The organism is Aquabacterium sp. A08, assembly GCF_011742065.1.
The window spans coordinates 1-15,914 of the sequence record NZ_JAAQQT010000547.1; the positions used below are offsets into that span (position 1 = coordinate 1).

Sequence of the window (15,914 nt, forward strand, 5' to 3'; positions counted from 1 at the left end):
TACGAAAAAGCCGTGTTCCTGCGCGAGGTGCCGGCCATCGTCGCCGCGCTGGAGCGCGACCTGCCGCCCGGCGCCCACCTGATGGCCCACGCCTACAGCCCGGCGGCCATCCTGTCTTACGTGTCGGGGCGTTACGTGCCGGTGTACGGCCTGGGCCGCCACCACGCCCGCCAGGACGACCAGCTGGTCGACTTCCGCGCCTGGGACGGCCAGGCGGTGCGGGTGTTCTTCCGCGACCCGGTGGACGCCGCCGCGCACCAGGCCTTCTTCGAGCGCGTCAGCACCCGCAGCTTTCAGGTGGCCGGCGTGACCTATCACCAGCTCGACGGCGAGGGCTTCCGCTACGCCGCCTACCGCGAACAGGTGCTGGCCGAGGTGGCGCGCCAGTTCCACGACTACCCGCGCTGGCTGCCGCTGTGGGGCAGCCCGTTCTGCGAACGCTACGGCTTCGCCGACTGCAGCCCGGCGGGCCGCTGAGGCCTCAGACCGGGGTGATCTGCGCCACCGGTTCCGGCGCCAGCAGCGTGCCGTCGCGCAGGCCGCGCAACGTGGCCAGCGCCAGGCCCACCACCACCAGCGAGGTGATGGCCAGCAGCAGCAAGCCCAGCGTCTGCTGCGCGGCCGAGTTCTGCAGCGCCGCCAGCTTGAGCGTGAGGGTGGTGAAAGCCGCCAGCGGGAAGGACAGCGCCCAGAAGGTCAGGCCAAAGGGCTGGGCCACCATGCGCTTGCCCTGAGCGCCCACCCACAGCAGCGTGAACAGGGCGGCGCCCCAGCAGGCCTGCACCACCGGGGTGGAGGCCTGGAAGGCCAGCAGCCCCAGCCCCACCACCGACGGCGGCGCCACCGCGATGGCCCAGGTCGGCAGCAGCCGTTCCGGCAGCGGGCTGTGCGCCAGGCGGCGCACCAACACCAGCCCCAGCACCACCGGCCAGAAGCACACCCCGATGCCGAACTGCGCGGCCGACCAGCCGCCATGCCCCAGCCCCACGCCGGCCAGCGGCGCAACCACGTTGCCCACCACCGGGATGAACAGCAGCGGCGTCACCCCCGGCCACAGCGCGCCGGCCTGGGCGCTGCTGCTGGCCTGGGCCTGCGGCGACAGCCAGCGCCCCAGCACCCACAGCGTGGCCCACAGCTGCAGGCCGCTGCCGGCCCACCACACGGCCTGCACCACCGCGCCGGTCAGGCCCAGCGCGTGGGCGGCGGTGGCCAGCAACAGCAGCGACACCGGCACCGCCGCCACAAAGGCGTGGCGCACCGGGTGCTTCAGGTCCTCGGCCAGGGCTTCGGGGTGGCGTTGCCAGCGCCAGAGCGACGCCGCGGCCAGGGCGGCAAACACCGCCAGGCCCAGGCCGGCCAGCACCAGTGCGCCGCCGGTGGCCATCTCGCCCAGGGCGGGGGCGGCGGCGTGCCAGGCCAGCGCCAGGCCGGTCAGGCCCATCACCAGCGAAAACCAGCCGGGCATCAGGAACTTCAACGGGGAGGGGCGGGCAAGGGTCATGGCAGGGGCGGCAAAAAAGTGGAGCCAGTATACGCCGTAGGGTATATCAGGCAGGCTCGGGCTCGGTCGCGAAAGGCACCCGGGCGGCCACCGCGCACATCAGCTCGTAGGCGATGGTGCCGGCGGCCTGGGCCACCTCGTCGATGGGCAGCGCCGCGCCCGACGCCGCCACGCCCCACAACACCACCTCGCTGCCCACGCTGGCCGGCACCCCGGCGGCGTCCAGCGGCGCCAGGTCCACCGCCAGCATGTCCATGCTGACGCGACCGACCAGCCGGGTGCGCACGCCCGCCACCAGCACCGGCGTGCCGGTGCCGGCGTGGCGCGGGTAGCCGTCGGCGTAGCCACAGGCCACCACGCCCACCCGCATCGGTTGCGTGGCGGTGAAGGTGGAGCCGTAGCCCACCGTGTCGCCCGGCGCCAGTGTCTGGGTGGCGATCAGCCGGCTCGACAGCGTCAGGGTCGGGCGCAGGTCCCAATCGGCGGCGCGGTGGCAGGGGTGGTCGGGTGCGCTGCCGTACAGGGCGATGCCCTGGCGCACCCAGTCGGCGGCCAGGGTCAGCCCGCCGTGCAGCGGGGTGTGGGCGTGGCGCAGCAGGGCGGCGCTGTTGCACAGGCTGCGCTCGCCCGGCAGGTCGGCGCTGGCGGCCTCAAAGGTGGCCACCTGGTGGGCGATGCCGCGCGGTCCGTCGGCGTCGCTGAAGTGGGTCATGAGGGAGATTTCGTCCACCTGCGGCAGGGCGTTGAGCCGGGTCCAGGCGGCGCGGAAGGCGTCGGGCCGGAAGCCCAGCCGGTTCATGCCGGAGTTCATCTTCAGGAAGACGCGGTGCGGCACCTGCGTCTTGTGGCGGCTGAGCCAGTCGATCTGTTCTTCGCAGTGCACCGCGTGCCACAGGTGCAGGCGCGAGCACAGCTCCAGGTCGCGCGGCTCGAAGCAGCCTTCCAGCAGCAGGATGGGGCCGCGCCAGTCCAGGGCGCGCAGGCGTTCGGCCTCGGCCAGGTCGAGCAGGGCGAAGCCGTCGGCGCCGCGCAGCGCGTCGAACACCCGCTCCAGGCCGTGGCCGTAGGCGTTGGCCTTGACGACGGCCCAAACCCGGGTGTCGGGCACGGCGCGGCGCGCGCGCGCCAGGTTGTGGCGCAGGGCCTGGGGGTGAACGGTGGCAAGGATGGGGCGTGGCATGGCGGCAGAAGTGAGCGGTGAAACCCCGTCGCCCACAGGGGCGCCGGGGCCGGGGGCGGCCGTGCTATAACCGCGCATCGCCGGAGACAATGCGGCCAGCCCACGAGCCGCCACTGTTGCACAAAAACCGCCTGCCCAACGCTGTTACGCACCCAATTTCATGGCCATGAAGCGCGGTTTCTACACCATCATGACGGCGCAGTTCTTCAGCTCGCTGGCCGACAACGCCTTGTTCGTGGTGGCCGTGGAGCTGTTGCGCACCCGGGGCGCGCCGGAGTGGCAGAGCGCCGCGCTGGTGCCCATGTTCGCCCTGTTCTACGTGGTGCTGGCGCCGTTCGTGGGCGCCTTCGCCGACGCCCGGCCCAAAGGCCGGGTCATGTTCGTCAGCAACGCCATCAAGGTGGTGGGCTGTCTGCTCATGCTCACCAGCCTGCACCCCTTGCTGGCCTACGCCATCGTCGGGCTGGGGGCGGCGGCCTATTCGCCGGCCAAGTACGGCATCCTCACCGAACTCCTGCCGCCGTCGCAACTGGTCAAGGCCAACGGCTGGATCGAGGGCCTGACCATCGCCTCCATCATCCTGGGCGTGGTGCTGGGCGGGCAGCTGGTGGGGCCGCTGGTGTCGGGCCGGCTGCTGGCGCTGGAACTGCAGGTGCCGGGCCTGGGCCTGGCCATCAACACCCCGGCCGAGGCCGCCATCGCGCTGCTGGTGCCGGTCTATGGCCTGGCGGCGTGGTTCAACACCCGCATCCCGCGCACCGGGGCCGCGCTGCGCCACATGCCGGCCAACCCGCTGGCGCTGCTGCCCGATTTCTGGATCTGCAACGGCCGCCTCTGGCGCGACCGGCTTGGCCAGATCTCCCTGTCCACCACCACCCTGTTCTGGGGCGTCAGCGGCAACCTGCGCTACATCGTGCTGGCCTGGGCCGCGGCAGCCCTGGGGTACAGCACCACCCAGGCCTCGTCGCTGGTGGGGGTGGTGGCCATCGGCACCGCGGTCGGGGCGGTGGCGGCGTCGTTGCGCATGCGGCTGGAACACGCCACCCGTGTCATGCCGCTGGGCGTCGCGATGGGGCTGCTGGTGGTGCTGATGAACTTCATCGACAACGTCTGGGTGGCGGTGCCCTTCCTGATCGCGCTGGGCGGGCTGGGCGGCTTTCTGGTGGTGCCCATGAACGCGCTGCTGCAGCACCGCGGCCACAACCTCATGGGCGCGGGCCGGTCCATCGCGGTGCAGAACTTCAACGAGCAGGCCTGCATCCTGGGCCTGGGTTTTCTGTACAGCTTTTCCACCGGGGTGGGCTTGTCGGCGTTCGGGGCCATCACCGCCTTCGGCCTGATCGTCGCCGGGGTGATGTGGCTGATCCAGCGCTGGCACCGCCACAACGAACGGGTGCACCCGCACGAGCTGGAGCGCCTGCTGGAAATCGCCCGCCGCGACGACCTGCACGGCTGACGGCGGGGCCGGGCCGGCCGGCAGGCCTCAGCCCAGCGCCCGCAGCAGCGGCGGCACCAGCCAGGGCAGCACCAGCGCGCTGAACAGGGCGGTCAGCCCCATGGCCAGGCCGGCAAAGGCGCCCATTTCGGCGCTCACCTGGAACGCCCGCGCCGTGCCGATGCCGTGCGCCGCCGTGCCCAGCGCCAGCCCGCGCACCACCGGGTCGTGGATGCGCAGCAGGTTGAACAGCACCCGCGCACTGGCCGCCCCCACCACCCCGGTGCAGACCACCAGCACCGCCGTCAGCGACGGCAGCCCGCCCAGTTGCGCGGCGATGCCCATGGCCACCGGCGAGGTCACCGACTTGGGCGCCAGCGACGCCAGCGTGGCCGGCGAAGCGCCCAGCGCCTGCGCCAGCAGCACCGCGCTGACCGTGCCCGCCAGGGTGCCGGCCACCAGCCCCCCCAGCAGCGGCCACCAGAGGCGGCGCAGGCGGCCCAGTTGCTCAAACAGCGGCACCGCCAGCGCCACCGTGGCCGGCCCCAGCAGGAAGTGCACAAACTGGGCGCCGGCAAAGTAGGTGGCGTAGGGCGTGCCGGTGGCCCACAGCAACGTGCCCAGCAGCACGATGGACAGCGCCACCGGGTTGGCCAGCGGGTGGTGGCGCCATGCGGTGGACAGGCGGTAGGCCGCCAGGTAGACCAGCAGCGTCAGCGTCAGGCCCAGCAGCGGCGTGGCCGACAAATAGACCCAGATGTCGGTCAGGCTTGGCGGGGTGTCGGGGCTCATGGCGCGCCGTCCGCGGGCGGGGTGTCGGGGCGGCGCGCGTGCCCACGCATCAGGGCCACGCAGACGCCGGCGGCGCAGGCCATGCCGATCCAGGTGCTCAGCACCAGCGCGATGCCGATGGCCCAGGCCTCCTCGCCCAGCCGCTGCAGGTGCAGCATGACGCCGACGCCCGCCGGCACGAACAGCAGCGACAGGTGTTGCAGCAGCCCCTGCGCGGTGGGCCGCAGCGCCGCCAGCCAGGCCGGGCGCGCGGCCAGGGCCAGCACCAGCAGGGCCATGCCCAGCACCGGGCCCGGCACCGGCCAGGCCAGCCAGCGCACCACCGCCTCGCCCAGCAGCTGCAGGCTCAGCAGGGCGGCCAGGGCGTGCAGCATGGGTGGGGCGTCAGTCGGCCGGTTGCAGGGCCGCGTCCAGCACCTCCACCCAGTGTTTCACCGGGGTGTCGGTGCCGCTTTGCAGGTGGGTGATGCAGCCGATGTTGGCCGACACGATGGTCTCGGCCCCCAGCTCGCCCAGGTGGCCGAGCTTGCGGTCGCGCAGCTGGGTGGACAGGCCCGGGTTCAGCACCGAGTAGGTGCCGGCCGAGCCGCAGCACAGGTGCGCCTCGTTGCGCGCCACCTGCACCCGAAAGCCCAGCGCCCCCAGGTGCTGCTCCACGCCGCCACGCAGCCGCTGGCCGTGCTGCAGCGTGCAGGGCGGGTGGAAGGCCAGTGCCGGGCCTTCGGCGCCCAGCCGCAGCCGCCCTTGCAGGGCCGGCACCAGGTCGGGCAGCAACTCGCTCAGGTCTTTCGTCAACGCGCTGACGCGGGCCGCCTTCTCGGCGTAGGCCGGGTCGTGGCGCAGCAGGTGGGCGTATTCCTTCACCGTCACCCCGCAGCCCGAGGCGTTCATCACGATCGCCTCCACCGGCTGCGCCGCCGCCGGGTCGATGAAAGGCCACCAGGCGTCGATGTTGGCGCGCATCTGGTCCAGCCCGCCGACCTGGTCGTTCAGGTGGAACTTGACCGCGCCGCAGCAGCCGGCCTGGGGCGCCCGCACGGTCTGCACGCCGGCGGCGTCCAACACCCGCGCGGTGGCGGCGTTGATGTTGGGAATCATGGCCGGCTGCACGCAGCCTTCGAGCATGAGCACCCGGCGCGCGTGCACCCGCTGCGGCCAGGTTCCAGCGGCCTGCCGGGGCGGCACCTTGGCCTGCAGGGCCGCGGGCAGCAGGCCGCGCACCGCCTGCCCCAGCCGCAGCGCCGGCCCGAACAGCGGTGAGGGCAGCCCTTCCTTGAGCAGCCAGCGCACCGCGCGCTCGCCCACCGGGCGCGGTACCTGGGCGTCCACCACCTTGCGGCCGATGTCCACCAGGTGGCCGTAGTCCACCCCGCTGGGGCAGGTGGATTCGCAGTTGCGGCAGGTCAGGCAGCGGTCCAGGTGCTGCTGGGTGGCGCGGGTCGGTTTCTGGCCTTCCAGCACCTGCTTGATCAGGTAGATGCGGCCACGCGGGCCGTCCAGCTCGTCGCCGAGCAGTTGGTAGGTGGGGCAGGTGGCGGTGCAAAAACCGCAGTGCACGCACTTGCGCAGGATGGCTTCGGCCGCCTGGCCGTCGGGCGTGCCCTGGTATTCGGGGGCGAGGTGGGTCTGCATGTCGTTCCTGGGCTCAGAGGCCAAAGCCCCAACGGCCGGGGTTGAAGACCCCTGCCGGGTCGAATTCGCGCTGGAGCCGCTGCTGGATGGTCCGCAACGCCGGCGCCGGTGGGGTGAAGCGTTCGGCGGCCAAGGGCGCATCGGCCGGTGCGCGGAACAGGGTGGCGTGCCCGCCGGCGGCCTGGGCCACCTGGCGCAGGGCCGCGCCGGCGTCGACCGGTGCCCAGACCCAGCGCAGTCCCCCGAACCACTCCACCAGGGTGGGGCCGGGCAGGTCCAGCACCGGGGTGGTGGGCGCCACCGACAGCCGCCACAGCCCGTGCGCCGGCGACGGCGGCTGGGCGAAGAAGGGCAGGGTCTGTTCGCCGCAGGCGCGCCAGTCGGCGGCGGTGATGGCGGTGTCCTGGCGTTCGCCGGGCGCATCCGCCAGCATCCGGGTGCAGGCCGCCTCCACCGCGGCGGCGGCGCCGCGCAGCCGCACAAACAGCAGCGGCCGGGGCGCGCCGCCGGTGTCGTCCAGCACCCAGCAGCTGGCGTTCAGCGGCAGCGGATGGCCGCGCCAGCGCGCCAGCTGGGCCAGCGCCGCGTCCTGCGCCAGTTCAAAGCACAGGGTGGCTTCGGCCGGGGCCACCGGCAGCACCTTGAGCGAGACCTCGGTGATCACGCCCAGGCTGCCCAGGCTGCCGGCCAGCAGGCGGCTGACGTCGTAGCCGGCCACGTTCTTCATCACCTGGCCGCCAAAGGTCAGGTGCTCGCCCCGGCCGTTGAGCAGTTGCACGCCCAGCACGAAATCGCGCACCGCGCCCACGCTGGCGCGGGCCGGGCCGCTGAGGCCGGCGGCCACCATGCCACCCACGGTGGCGTCGGGGCCAAAGTGCGGCGGCTCAAAGGCCAGGCACTGCCCGCAGGCGGCGAGTGCGGCCTCCACCTCGGCCAGCGGGGTGCCGGCGCGGGCCGTCAGCACCAGCTCGGTCGGTTCGTGCGCCACGATGCCGCCGTGCTCGCGCGTTTCCAACCGCGGCAGGTCGGCGGGCAGGGGTGGGCCGTAAAAGGCCTTGCTGTCGCCGCCGACCAGGCGCAGGGCCGTGCCGTCGGCCGCGGCGGCGCGGATCTGGTCGGCCCAGCGGGCCACGGTGGGAGCGGTTTCGGCAGACATGGCGGCAATGGTAGCGGCGCCCCTGCCGCCGGGGTGTGAATTTTTTTAACGCGCCGCCTCAGTCCCAGTACAGCTGGGTCGGCAGGCCGGGGGTGTCCACCCGCAGCGCGTGGACCGCCCCGCTGTCGGGGTAGCGCGCCAGTTCGTCCGCCCCGCGCTGCAGCCGGGCGCTGGTCAGGTAGAGGGTGCACAGGTCGTGCCCACCGAAGCAGACCGCGGTGGGGCATTGCACCGGGGTGGGGTGGCGGGCCAGCACCTCGCCGCGGTCGCTCAGGCACAGCACCTGGGCGGCTTCGCGCATGGCCACCCAGTAGCGGCCGGCTTGGTCCACCGCGGCCCCGCCCGGCTGGCCGTCTTGCGCCACGTCGAAACGGGCCATGGGCAGGGGCACGCCCAGCTGCGGGGGCCAGCTGCCGGGCAGCGACATGGCATGGTGGCTCAGCAGGCCCCGGGCGCCGTCGGCCCAGTACAGCACCTTGGCGTCGGGCGACCAGGCCAGGCCGTCGGACGACACCACGCCGCGCTCCACCGCGTGCAGCTCGGGCTGCACCTGGACCCGGGTGTGCAGGCAGTAGAGCGCGCCCTCGGGGCGGTCTGGGGCCTCGGCGCGGGTGCCCACCCAGAAGCGGCCCCAGGGGTCGCAGTGGCCGCCGCTGAAGCGCTGGCGCGCCGGGTCGTAGGGCGCCGGGACGATGCGGCGCGGCAGGTCCTGCCAGCTGGCCAGGTGGTAGAGGCCGTCGCGCAAGGCCAGCAGCAGGCCGCCGCCGCGGCACGGCGCCACGCTGCCCGGCTCCTGGGGCAGCTCCAGGTGCTCGGCGCGGCCGCTGCGCGGGTGCAGCCGCCACAGGCGCCGCAGGGCCACGTCGATCCAGTACAGCCGCTCCTCCCGGGCGTGCCAGAACGGCGAATCGCCCTGGGCGCACAGGGTGTCGTGCACCCGTTGCCAGGGGCTGGGGCTGGGCGTGGTCATCGAGGGGTCCTCCGGTGGGGGCACCAGGGCTTGGCTACACTGGCGCCCATGCTCTGGGTCAAATCGTTCCACATCGTTTTCATTGCCAGCTGGTTCGCCGGTCTGTTTTATTTGCCGCGCATTTTCGTGAACCTGGCCATGGTCGACCCCGCCAGCACCGCCGAACGCGCGCGCCTGCTGCTGATGGCACGCAAACTCATGCGCTTCATGACGCTGCTGGCCGTGCCCGCCCTGGTCCTGGGCCTGTGGCTGTGGCTGGGCTACGGCATCGGGCGTGGCCCCGGCAACGGCTGGATGCACGCCAAGCTCGCGGTGGTGGTGGCCTTGCTGGGCTACCACCACGCCTGCGGCCGGCTGTTGCGCCAGTTCGAGCGCGGCGCCTCGACCCGCAGCCACGTCTGGTTCCGCTGGTTCAACGAAGCCCCGGTTCTGTTGATGATCGTGGTCGTGGTGCTGGTGGTTGTCAAGCCCTTCTGAGGCCAGGCGTGTGCCGTCTGTCCCCGACCCCTCGGCCCTGACCGGGCCGGACCCCGCCCGCCACGGCCGCGTGTCCCTGGCCTGGCCGGTGGCGGCGGTGTACGCGGCGCTGGTGGTCTATGCCAGCCTGTTCCCCTTCACCGGCTGGCGTGCCCAGGGCATCGCGCCGTGGGCCTTTCTGCAGGCGCCCTGGCCCGCGTACTGGACCGGTTTCGACGTCGTGGCCAACCTGGTGGGGTATGTTCCCCTGGGCCTGCTGCTGACCCTGGCGCTGGCGCGCAGCGGCAGCGGCCGCTGGGCCGGGTGGGTGGGGGCGCTGGGGCCGGCGTTGCTGTCGCTGCTGCTGGAGTCCACCCAGAGCTACCTGGTGCAGCGCGTGCCGTCCCAGGTCGATTGGGGACTCAACAGCCTCGGCGGCCTGCTGGGTGTGGCCCTGGCCCTGCTGTTGCTGCGCTGGCGCGTGCTGGGGCCGTGGGTGCAGTTCCGCGCCCGCTGGCTGGTGCCCGACACCCGGGGCGCGCTCGTCCTGCTGCTGACCTGGCCGCTGGCGGTGCTGTACCCCACGCCGGTGCCGTTCGGCCTGGGCCAGGCCTGGCAGCGGCTGGAGGCCGCCCTGGTGGCCCTGACGGAAGGCTCGGCGCTGCAGGGCTGGCTGCCGCAGGCCACGCCCTCGCTGCCCCTGAGCCCGCTGGCCGAGGCGCTGGTGGTGGCCTTGTGCCTGTGGGCGCCGGTGTTGCTGGCCTACGCGGTGCTGCGCCGGCCCGGGCAGCGCTTGGTGTTTGCCCTGCTGTTCGCGGGCGTGGTGCTGGCCGCCGGTGCCCTGTCGGCCAGCCTGACCTTCGGGCCGGTCCACGCCTGGGCCTGGCTCACCCCGCCGGCCTCGCTGGGGCTGGCGGTGGCCGCGGCCATGTCGCTGTTCGGTCTGGCGCTGGGGCACCGAGCGGCGGCCCTGCTGTCGCTGCTGGCCTGGAGTTTCGCGCTCGGCCTGCTCAACCGCGCGCCCGAGACCGCCTACTTCGCCCAGTCCTTGCAGACCTGGGAGCAGGGCCGCTTCATCCGTTTCCACGGCCTGTCGCAGTGGTTGGGCTGGCTGTGGCCGTACGCGGCGCTGTGGGTGGGGGTGCGGCTGGCCTTGCGGCCGCGGGCCGCCCACTACAATGTGGCGCCATGAGCGAGTCCGCCCCCGATACCCCGCCCGCCGCGTCGTACTACCAGCGCCACATCTTCTTCTGCCTGAACCAGCGCGGCAACGGCGAAGCCTGCTGCGCCGACCACAACGCCCAAGCCGCCTTCGACCGCTGCAAGCAGCAGGTCAAGGCCCTGGGATTGGCCGGGCCGGGCCAGGTGCGCGTCAACAAGGCCGGCTGCCTGGACCGCTGCGCCGGCGGCCCCGTCGCCGTGGTCTACCCCGAGGCGGTCTGGTACAGCTTCGTCGACGCCGCCGATGTCGACGAAATCGTTACCTCCCACCTGCGCGACGGGGTGGTGGTCGAGCGCCTGCTGACCCCGCCCGGCGTCGGCCGCTGAGGCCCCTGTGAACGCCCAGACCGAAACCCGCCTGGTGGACGGCCCCGCCGGCCCGCTGGAGTTGGCCATCGACCGCCCGGCCCAGCCCCGGCCCGAGGGCGGCGCGGCGGTCATCGCCCACCCGCACCCCCTGTTCGGCGGCACCCTGCAGAACAAGGTGGTGCAGACGCTGGCCCGCGCCTACGTGCAGGCCGGCTGGACGGCGGTGCGCTTCAACTTCCGTGGCGTGGGCCGCAGCGCCGGCGTGCACGACCATGGCGAGGGCGAAACCCAGGACCTGCTGGCGGCCGTGGCCGACCAGGCCCCGGCCGGCCCCCTGGCGCTGGCCGGTTTTTCCTTCGGCGCCTTCGTCACCTGCCGCGCGGCGGTGCAGCTGCACCCGGCGCGGCCGCTGCATTCGCTGGTGCTGGTGGGCACGGCGGCCAGCCGCTTTGCGGTGCCGGCCCTGCCCGAGGAACTTCACGACCGCACCCTGGTCGTTCACGGGGAGCAGGACGACACCGTCGCCCTGGCGGCCGTGCTCGACTGGGCCCGCCCGCAGGCCCTGCCGGTCACCGTCATCCCGGGCGTGGAGCACTTTTTCCACGGCCGCCTGCCGCTGCTCAAATCCCTGGCGCTGCGCCACCTGCGCGCGGCCTGACCGCCGCCGTGCCCGGTGCACGTCTCACTTCTTGTTCAGGACTTTCCCCGTGTTTGCTGTTCTTTGCTCCCTGCGCCGCTGGTCTGCCGGCCTGGCGCTGACCCTGGCCGCCGCGCTGCCCGCCGCCGCCCAGACCCCGGCCCCGCCCGAAATCGCCGCCCGCGCCTACCTGCTCTACGACGTGACCACCCAGCAGGTGCTCGCGGCCAAAGACCCCGACATGGCGGTCGAGCCCGCTTCGCTGACCAAGCTGATGACCGCCTACCTGGTGTTCGACGCCCTGCGCGCCCAGAAAATCAGCCTGACCCAGACCCTGCCGGTGAGCGAACGCGCCTGGAAGATGCCGGGCTCGCGCATGTTCATCGATCCCAAGATGCAGGTGCCGGTGGAAGACCTGCTCAAGGGCATGATCGTGCAGTCCGGCAACGACGCCACCGTGGCCCTGGCCGAAGGCGTGGGCGGCACGGTGGAGCGTTTCGTCGAACTGATGAACCAGCAAGCCAAGGCGCTGGGCATGAACAGCACCGGCTTTCGCAACCCCGAAGGCCTGACCGCCCCGGGCCACACCACCACCGCGCGCGACCTGTCCATTCTGGCCACCCGGCTGATGAAGGACTTCCCGCAGTACGTGCCGTACTACGCCATCCAGCGCTACCGCTACCCCGGCACGCCGGCGGCCAACGACACCAACCGCAACCTGTTGCTGTTCCGCGACCCGACGGTGGACGGCCTCAAGACCGGCTTCACCAACGCCGCCGGCTACTGCCTGGTGGCCACCGCCCGCCGCCAGTTCCCGGCCTTGGGCGAGGGCGCGGCCGGCCAGCGCCGCCTCGTCAGCGTGGTGCTGGGGGCGGCCAACGAAAACGCCCGCGCCGCCGAAAGCCAGAAACTGCTCAACTGGGGCTTTTCCGCCTACCAGGCGGTGCGTCTGTTCGCCCCCGGCCAGCCGGTGGCCACGCCCGAGGTCTGGAAGGGCCAGGCCTCCAGTGTCAAGCTCGGCCGCGCCGACGGCGTGGTGGTGAGCGTGCCGACCGGCCAGGCCGCCGGCCTGCGCACCGAAGTCTTGCGCACCGACCCGCTGGTGGCCCCGCTGCAGCAGGGTCAGCCGCTGGGCACCCTGCGCGTCAAGACCGCCGCCGGCGAGGTGGTGGCCGAAATCCCGCTGTTCGTGCTCGAAACCGTGGGTGAAGCCGGCCTGCTGGGCCGCCTTTGGGGTGCCGTCCGCCTCTGGATCAAGTGACGCTGGCCGGGCGCCGGCCCCTCTGGCGCTTGCGTCGCTTGGGGTCGCGTGCTACAGTAGCGGGCTTTTCGGAAAATTCCGAAGGGCTTTTTGTTTTTATTTCAAACGTTTAGGGACGTTTCAATGCCAACCATCAACCAACTCGTGCGCCAAGGCCGGACGGTCGAAAAGATCAAGTCCAAGAGCCCGGCCATGGAAAACTGCCCCCAGCGCCGTGGCGTGTGCACCCGTGTGTACACCACCACGCCCAAGAAGCCGAACTCCGCGCTGCGCAAGGTCGCCAAGGTGCGCCTGACCAACGGGTTCGAAGTCATTTCCTACATCGGCGGCGAAGGCCACAACCTGCAGGAACACAGCGTCGTGCTGGTTCGCGGCGGTCGTGTGAAAGACTTGCCCGGTGTGCGTTACCACATCGTCCGCGGTTCGCTGGACCTGCAAGGCGTGAAAGACCGCAAGCAGTCCCGTTCCAAGTACGGTGCCAAGCGCCCCAAGAAGGCTTAATTGCCCCTGGGTGCCCCGAACCCGGCTGTCATGCCGCGTTCAAAACAAGGTGCTTGAATGCTTGCTGGCGAGCGTTTGAGCGGAGTGACCCCCGGATGCGCACGGTGCGCATGGGTCGAGTAAGTGAGGGTCCTGTATGGCTCTCGGGGTGCCGCCGGAAGCGGTGCCAACTGAAGCAATGGAGTGAAAAATGCCACGTCGTCGCGAAGTCCCTAAACGTGAAATCCTGCCGGATCCCAAGTTCGGCAACATCGAGCTGTCCAAATTCATGAACGTCATCATGGAAGGCGGCAAAAAGGCGGTGGCCGAGCGCATCATTTACGGCGCCCTGGAAACCATGGAGAAGAAGACCGGCAAGGACCCGCTGGAACTCTTCACCACCGCCATCAACAACGTCAAACCGATGGTGGAAGTGAAATCCCGCCGCGTCGGTGGCGCCAACTACCAGGTGCCCGTCGAAGTGCGCCCGGTGCGTCGCCTGGCCCTGTCCATGCGCTGGATCAAGCAGGCTGCCCGCAAGCGCAGCGAAAAGTCCATGGCCCTGCGCCTGGCCAACGAACTGCTGGAAGCCAACGAAGGCCGTGGTGGCGCCATGAAGCGCCGTGACGAAGTGCACCGCATGGCCGAAGCCAACAAGGCGTTCAGCCACTTCCGCTTCTAAGCCGCGCGCTTATCGCATCCCGCAAGGCCCGCAACACTCTCACAAGGGGTGGCGGGCTTTGCCTGTATCTTTCGGAGAATTTCTCATGGCACGTACCACGCCCCTCGCGCGTTACCGCAACATCGGTATTTCGGCCCACATCGACGCCGGCAAGACCACCACCACCGAACGCATCCTGTTCTACACCGGCGTGAACCACAAGATCGGTGAAGTGCACGACGGCGCCGCCACCATGGACTGGATGGAGCAGGAACAAGAGCGCGGCATCACCATCACCTCCGCCGCCACCACCTGCTTCTGGCGCGGGATGGACAACTCCTTCCCCGAGCATCGCTTCAACATCATCGACACCCCCGGCCACGTGGACTTCACCATCGAGGTGGAGCGTTCCATGCGCGTGCTGGATGGCGCCTGCATGGTGTACTGCGCCGTGGGTGGCGTGCAGCCGCAGTCGGAGACCGTCTGGCGTCAGGCCAACAAGTACAAGGTGCCGCGTCTGGCCTTCGTGAACAAGATGGACCGCACCGGTGCCAACTTCTTCAAGGTCTACGACCAGATGCGCCTGCGCCTGAAGGCCAACCCCGTGCCGATCGTGATCCCCATCGGCGCCGAAGACGGCTTCAAGGGCGTGGTCGACCTGCGCAAGATGAAGGCCATCATTTGGGACGAAGCGTCGCAGGGCATGAAGTTCACCTTCGAGGACATCCCGGCCGAGCTGCTCGAGTCCGCCAAGGAATGGCGCGAGAAGATGGTGGAAGCCGCGGCCGAAGCCTCCGAAGAGCTGATGAACAAGTACCTGGAAGAGGGTGAGCTGACCGAGGAAGAAATCACCGCCGGTTTGCGCGCCCGTACCCTGGCCACCGAAATCCAGCCCATGCTGTGCGGCACCGCGTTCAAGAACAAGGGCGTGCAGCGCATGCTCGACGCCGTGATCGAACTGCTGCCCTCGCCCGTGGACATCCCCCCGGTCGCCGGCACCAACGAAAACGAAGAGCCCACCAGCCGCAAGGCCGACGACGAAGAGAAGCTGTCGGCCCTGGCGTTCAAACTGATGACCGACCCCTTCGTGGGCCAGCTGACCTTTGTGCGCGTGTACTCCGGCGTCCTGAAGAAGGGCGACACCGTGTACAACGCGGTCAAGGGCAAGAAGGAGCGCATCGGCCGTATCGTGCAGATGCACGCCAACAACCGCCAGGAAGTGGAAGAAATCCGCGCCGGCGACATCGCCGCCTGCGTGGGCCTGAAGGAAGTCACCACCGGTGAAACCCTGTGCGATCCGTCCGCCATCGTGACCCTGGAACGCATGGTGTTCCCGGAGCCCGTGATCGCCCAGGCCGTGGAGCCCAAGACCAAGACCGACCAGGAAAAGATGGGCATCGCCCTGAACCGCCTGGCCGCCGAAGACCCGTCGTTCCGCGTGCGCACCGACGAAGAATCCGGTCAGACCATCATCGCCGGCATGGGCGAGCTGCACCTGGAGATCATTGTCGACCGCATGAAGCGCGAATTCGGCGTGGAAGCCAACGTCGGCAAGCCGCAGGTGGCCTACCGCGAAACCATCCGTGGCACCGTGAACGAAGCCGAAGGCAAGTTCGTGCGCCAGTCCGGTGGTAAGGGCCAGTACGGTCACGTCGTGCTCAAGATCGAACCGCAGGAGGCCGGCAAGGGCTTCGAGTTCGTGGACGCGATCAAGGGCGGTGTGGTGCCGCGCGAGTTCATCCCGGCGGTGGAAAAAGGCATCGTGGAAGCCCTGGGTCAGGGCGTGCTGGCCGGCTACCCGGTGGTGGACGTCAAAGTCACCCTGCACTTCGGTTCCTACCACGACGTGGACTCGAACGAACTGGCGTTCAAGATGGCCGCCATCTTCGGCTTCAAGGAAGGTTGCAAGAAGGCCCAGCCGGTCATTCTGGAACCCATGATGGCCGTGGAAGTGGAAACCCCGGAAGACTACGCCGGCACGGTGATGGGCGACCTGTCCAGCCGCCGCGGCATGGTGCAGGGCATGGACGACATGGTCGGCGGTGGCAAGGCCATCCGCGCCGAAGTGCCGCTGTCCGAAATGTTCGGCTACTCCACCGCGCTGCGCTCGGCCACCCAGGGCCGCGCCACCTACACGATGGAATTCAAGCACTACTCGGAAGCCCCGCGCAACGTGCAAGAAGCCATCATGGCGGCCCGCGCCAAGTAATTGGCCCACCCCCG

General features: G+C 70.8%; 16 protein-coding genes and 1 pseudogene. 10 read left to right on the forward strand and 7 right to left on the reverse strand.

Features of this window, described 5'->3' with window-relative positions; genetic code table 11:
- Positions 1–477, forward strand: a pseudogene (locus tag HA630_RS04840) (hypothetical protein); the annotation flags it as partial.
- Between the two features lie 4 nt (positions 478–481).
- On the opposite strand, the gene HA630_RS04845 reads toward HA630_RS04840, so the two are convergent.
- The gene (locus HA630_RS04845) at positions 482–1,501 is read right to left on the reverse strand and encodes a C4-dicarboxylate ABC transporter (RefSeq protein WP_166832839.1); all 1,020 of its coding nucleotides are present in this window, start codon (positions 1,499–1,501) and stop codon (positions 482–484) included.
- A gap of 46 nt (positions 1,502–1,547) precedes the next feature.
- Entirely contained in the window at positions 1,548–2,681 is a 1,134-nt protein-coding gene (alr, locus tag HA630_RS04850) for an alanine racemase (protein WP_166832841.1), read from the reverse strand.
- 166 nt (positions 2,682–2,847) lie between these two features.
- Between alr and lplT the strand changes: the two genes are divergently transcribed.
- Positions 2,848–4,137 (forward strand): lysophospholipid transporter LplT, encoded by a 1,290-nt coding sequence (lplT, locus tag HA630_RS04855; RefSeq protein ID WP_166832865.1) that lies wholly within the window; start codon positions 2,848–2,850, stop codon positions 4,135–4,137.
- A 27-nt stretch (positions 4,138–4,164) separates the two neighbouring features.
- On the opposite strand, the gene HA630_RS04860 is transcribed toward lplT, so the two are convergent.
- From HA630_RS04860 to HA630_RS04880, 5 genes are read right to left on the reverse strand one after another with little or no spacing between them, the layout of a single operon-like run.
- The gene (locus HA630_RS04860) at positions 4,165–4,908 is read right to left on the reverse strand and encodes an LrgB family protein (RefSeq protein ID WP_166832843.1); all 744 of its coding nucleotides are present in this window, start codon (positions 4,906–4,908) and stop codon (positions 4,165–4,167) included.
- The gene (locus tag HA630_RS04865) at positions 4,905–5,282 is read right to left on the reverse strand and encodes a CidA/LrgA family protein (protein WP_166832845.1); all 378 of its coding nucleotides are present in this window, start codon (positions 5,280–5,282) and stop codon (positions 4,905–4,907) included. Before HA630_RS04865 ends, HA630_RS04860 begins: the two co-directional genes overlap by 4 nt.
- Positions 5,283–5,292: 10 nt before the next feature.
- The gene (gene glcF / locus HA630_RS04870; RefSeq protein ID WP_166832847.1) at positions 5,293–6,540 is read right to left on the reverse strand and encodes a glycolate oxidase subunit GlcF; all 1,248 of its coding nucleotides are present in this window, start codon (positions 6,538–6,540) and stop codon (positions 5,293–5,295) included.
- A 13-nt stretch (positions 6,541–6,553) separates the two neighbouring features.
- On the reverse strand, positions 6,554–7,696 hold the full coding sequence (glcE, locus tag HA630_RS04875) for a glycolate oxidase subunit GlcE (RefSeq protein ID WP_166832849.1): 1,143 nt from the start codon (positions 7,694–7,696) through the stop codon (positions 6,554–6,556).
- Positions 7,697–7,754: 58 nt separating this feature from the next.
- Positions 7,755–8,666: an SMP-30/gluconolactonase/LRE family protein gene (locus tag HA630_RS04880; protein ID WP_166832851.1), complete on the reverse strand. Its 912-nt coding sequence runs from the start codon at positions 8,664–8,666 to the stop codon at positions 7,755–7,757.
- Between the two features lie 48 nt (positions 8,667–8,714).
- On the opposite strand from HA630_RS04880, the gene HA630_RS04885 reads away from it, so the two are divergent.
- The 8 genes from HA630_RS04885 (at position 8,715) to fusA (ending at position 15,900) form a co-directional block, all read left to right on the forward strand.
- Positions 8,715–9,143, forward strand: coding sequence for a CopD family protein (locus HA630_RS04885; RefSeq protein WP_166832853.1), 429 nt, complete (start codon positions 8,715–8,717; stop codon positions 9,141–9,143).
- Between the two features lie 10 nt (positions 9,144–9,153).
- Positions 9,154–10,314 carry a VanZ family protein gene (locus tag HA630_RS04890; protein WP_371809200.1) on the forward strand — a complete coding sequence of 387 codons (1,161 nt, stop codon included), beginning with the start codon at positions 9,154–9,156 and terminating at the stop codon, positions 10,312–10,314.
- Positions 10,311–10,670: a ferredoxin gene (locus tag HA630_RS04895; RefSeq protein WP_166832855.1), complete on the forward strand. Its 360-nt coding sequence runs from the start codon at positions 10,311–10,313 to the stop codon at positions 10,668–10,670. The genes HA630_RS04890 and HA630_RS04895 overlap by 4 nt, the downstream gene beginning before the upstream one ends.
- 7 nt (positions 10,671–10,677) lie before the next feature.
- Positions 10,678–11,310 carry an alpha/beta fold hydrolase gene (locus HA630_RS04900; RefSeq protein WP_166832857.1) on the forward strand — a complete coding sequence of 211 codons (633 nt, stop codon included), beginning with the start codon at positions 10,678–10,680 and terminating at the stop codon, positions 11,308–11,310.
- A 49-nt stretch (positions 11,311–11,359) separates the two neighbouring features.
- Complete coding sequence (locus HA630_RS04905; protein WP_166832859.1) at positions 11,360–12,550, forward strand: D-alanyl-D-alanine carboxypeptidase family protein; 1,191 nt, start codon at positions 11,360–11,362, stop codon at positions 12,548–12,550.
- A 123-nt stretch (positions 12,551–12,673) separates the two neighbouring features.
- Positions 12,674–13,051, forward strand: coding sequence for a 30S ribosomal protein S12 (gene rpsL, locus HA630_RS04910; protein WP_101048305.1), 378 nt, complete (start codon positions 12,674–12,676; stop codon positions 13,049–13,051).
- Between the two features lie 190 nt (positions 13,052–13,241).
- A complete protein-coding gene (gene rpsG, locus HA630_RS04915) occupies positions 13,242–13,712 on the forward strand; it encodes a 30S ribosomal protein S7 (protein WP_166832861.1) in 471 nt (156 codons plus the stop codon).
- 85 nt (positions 13,713–13,797) lie between these two features.
- A complete protein-coding gene (gene fusA / locus HA630_RS04920; RefSeq protein WP_166832863.1) occupies positions 13,798–15,900 on the forward strand; it encodes an elongation factor G in 2,103 nt (700 codons plus the stop codon).
- Positions 15,901–15,914: the final 14 nt, after the last annotated feature.

Excerpts from the sequence above, each read along its gene's own strand:
- HA630_RS04845 (WP_166832839.1), bottom strand. The coding sequence starts at position 1,501 with ATGACCCTTGCCCGCCCCTCCCCGTTGAAGTTCCTGATGCCCGGCTGG.
- alr (WP_166832841.1), bottom strand. The coding sequence starts at position 2,681 with ATGCCACGCCCCATCCTTGCCACCGTTCACCCCCAGGCCCTGCGCCAC.
- lplT (WP_166832865.1), top strand. The coding sequence starts at position 2,848 with ATGAAGCGCGGTTTCTACACCATCATGACGGCGCAGTTCTTCAGCTCG.
- HA630_RS04860 (WP_166832843.1), bottom strand. The coding sequence starts at position 4,908 with ATGAGCCCCGACACCCCGCCAAGCCTGACCGACATCTGGGTCTATTTG.
- HA630_RS04865 (WP_166832845.1), bottom strand. The coding sequence starts at position 5,282 with ATGCTGCACGCCCTGGCCGCCCTGCTGAGCCTGCAGCTGCTGGGCGAG.
- glcF (WP_166832847.1), bottom strand. The coding sequence starts at position 6,540 with ATGCAGACCCACCTCGCCCCCGAATACCAGGGCACGCCCGACGGCCAG.
- glcE (WP_166832849.1), bottom strand. The coding sequence starts at position 7,696 with ATGTCTGCCGAAACCGCTCCCACCGTGGCCCGCTGGGCCGACCAGATC.
- HA630_RS04880 (WP_166832851.1), bottom strand. The coding sequence starts at position 8,666 with ATGACCACGCCCAGCCCCAGCCCCTGGCAACGGGTGCACGACACCCTG.
- HA630_RS04885 (WP_166832853.1), top strand. The coding sequence starts at position 8,715 with ATGCTCTGGGTCAAATCGTTCCACATCGTTTTCATTGCCAGCTGGTTC.
- HA630_RS04895 (WP_166832855.1), top strand. The coding sequence starts at position 10,311 with ATGAGCGAGTCCGCCCCCGATACCCCGCCCGCCGCGTCGTACTACCAG.
- rpsL (WP_101048305.1), top strand. The coding sequence starts at position 12,674 with ATGCCAACCATCAACCAACTCGTGCGCCAAGGCCGGACGGTCGAAAAG.
- rpsG (WP_166832861.1), top strand. The coding sequence starts at position 13,242 with ATGCCACGTCGTCGCGAAGTCCCTAAACGTGAAATCCTGCCGGATCCC.
- fusA (WP_166832863.1), top strand. The coding sequence starts at position 13,798 with ATGGCACGTACCACGCCCCTCGCGCGTTACCGCAACATCGGTATTTCG.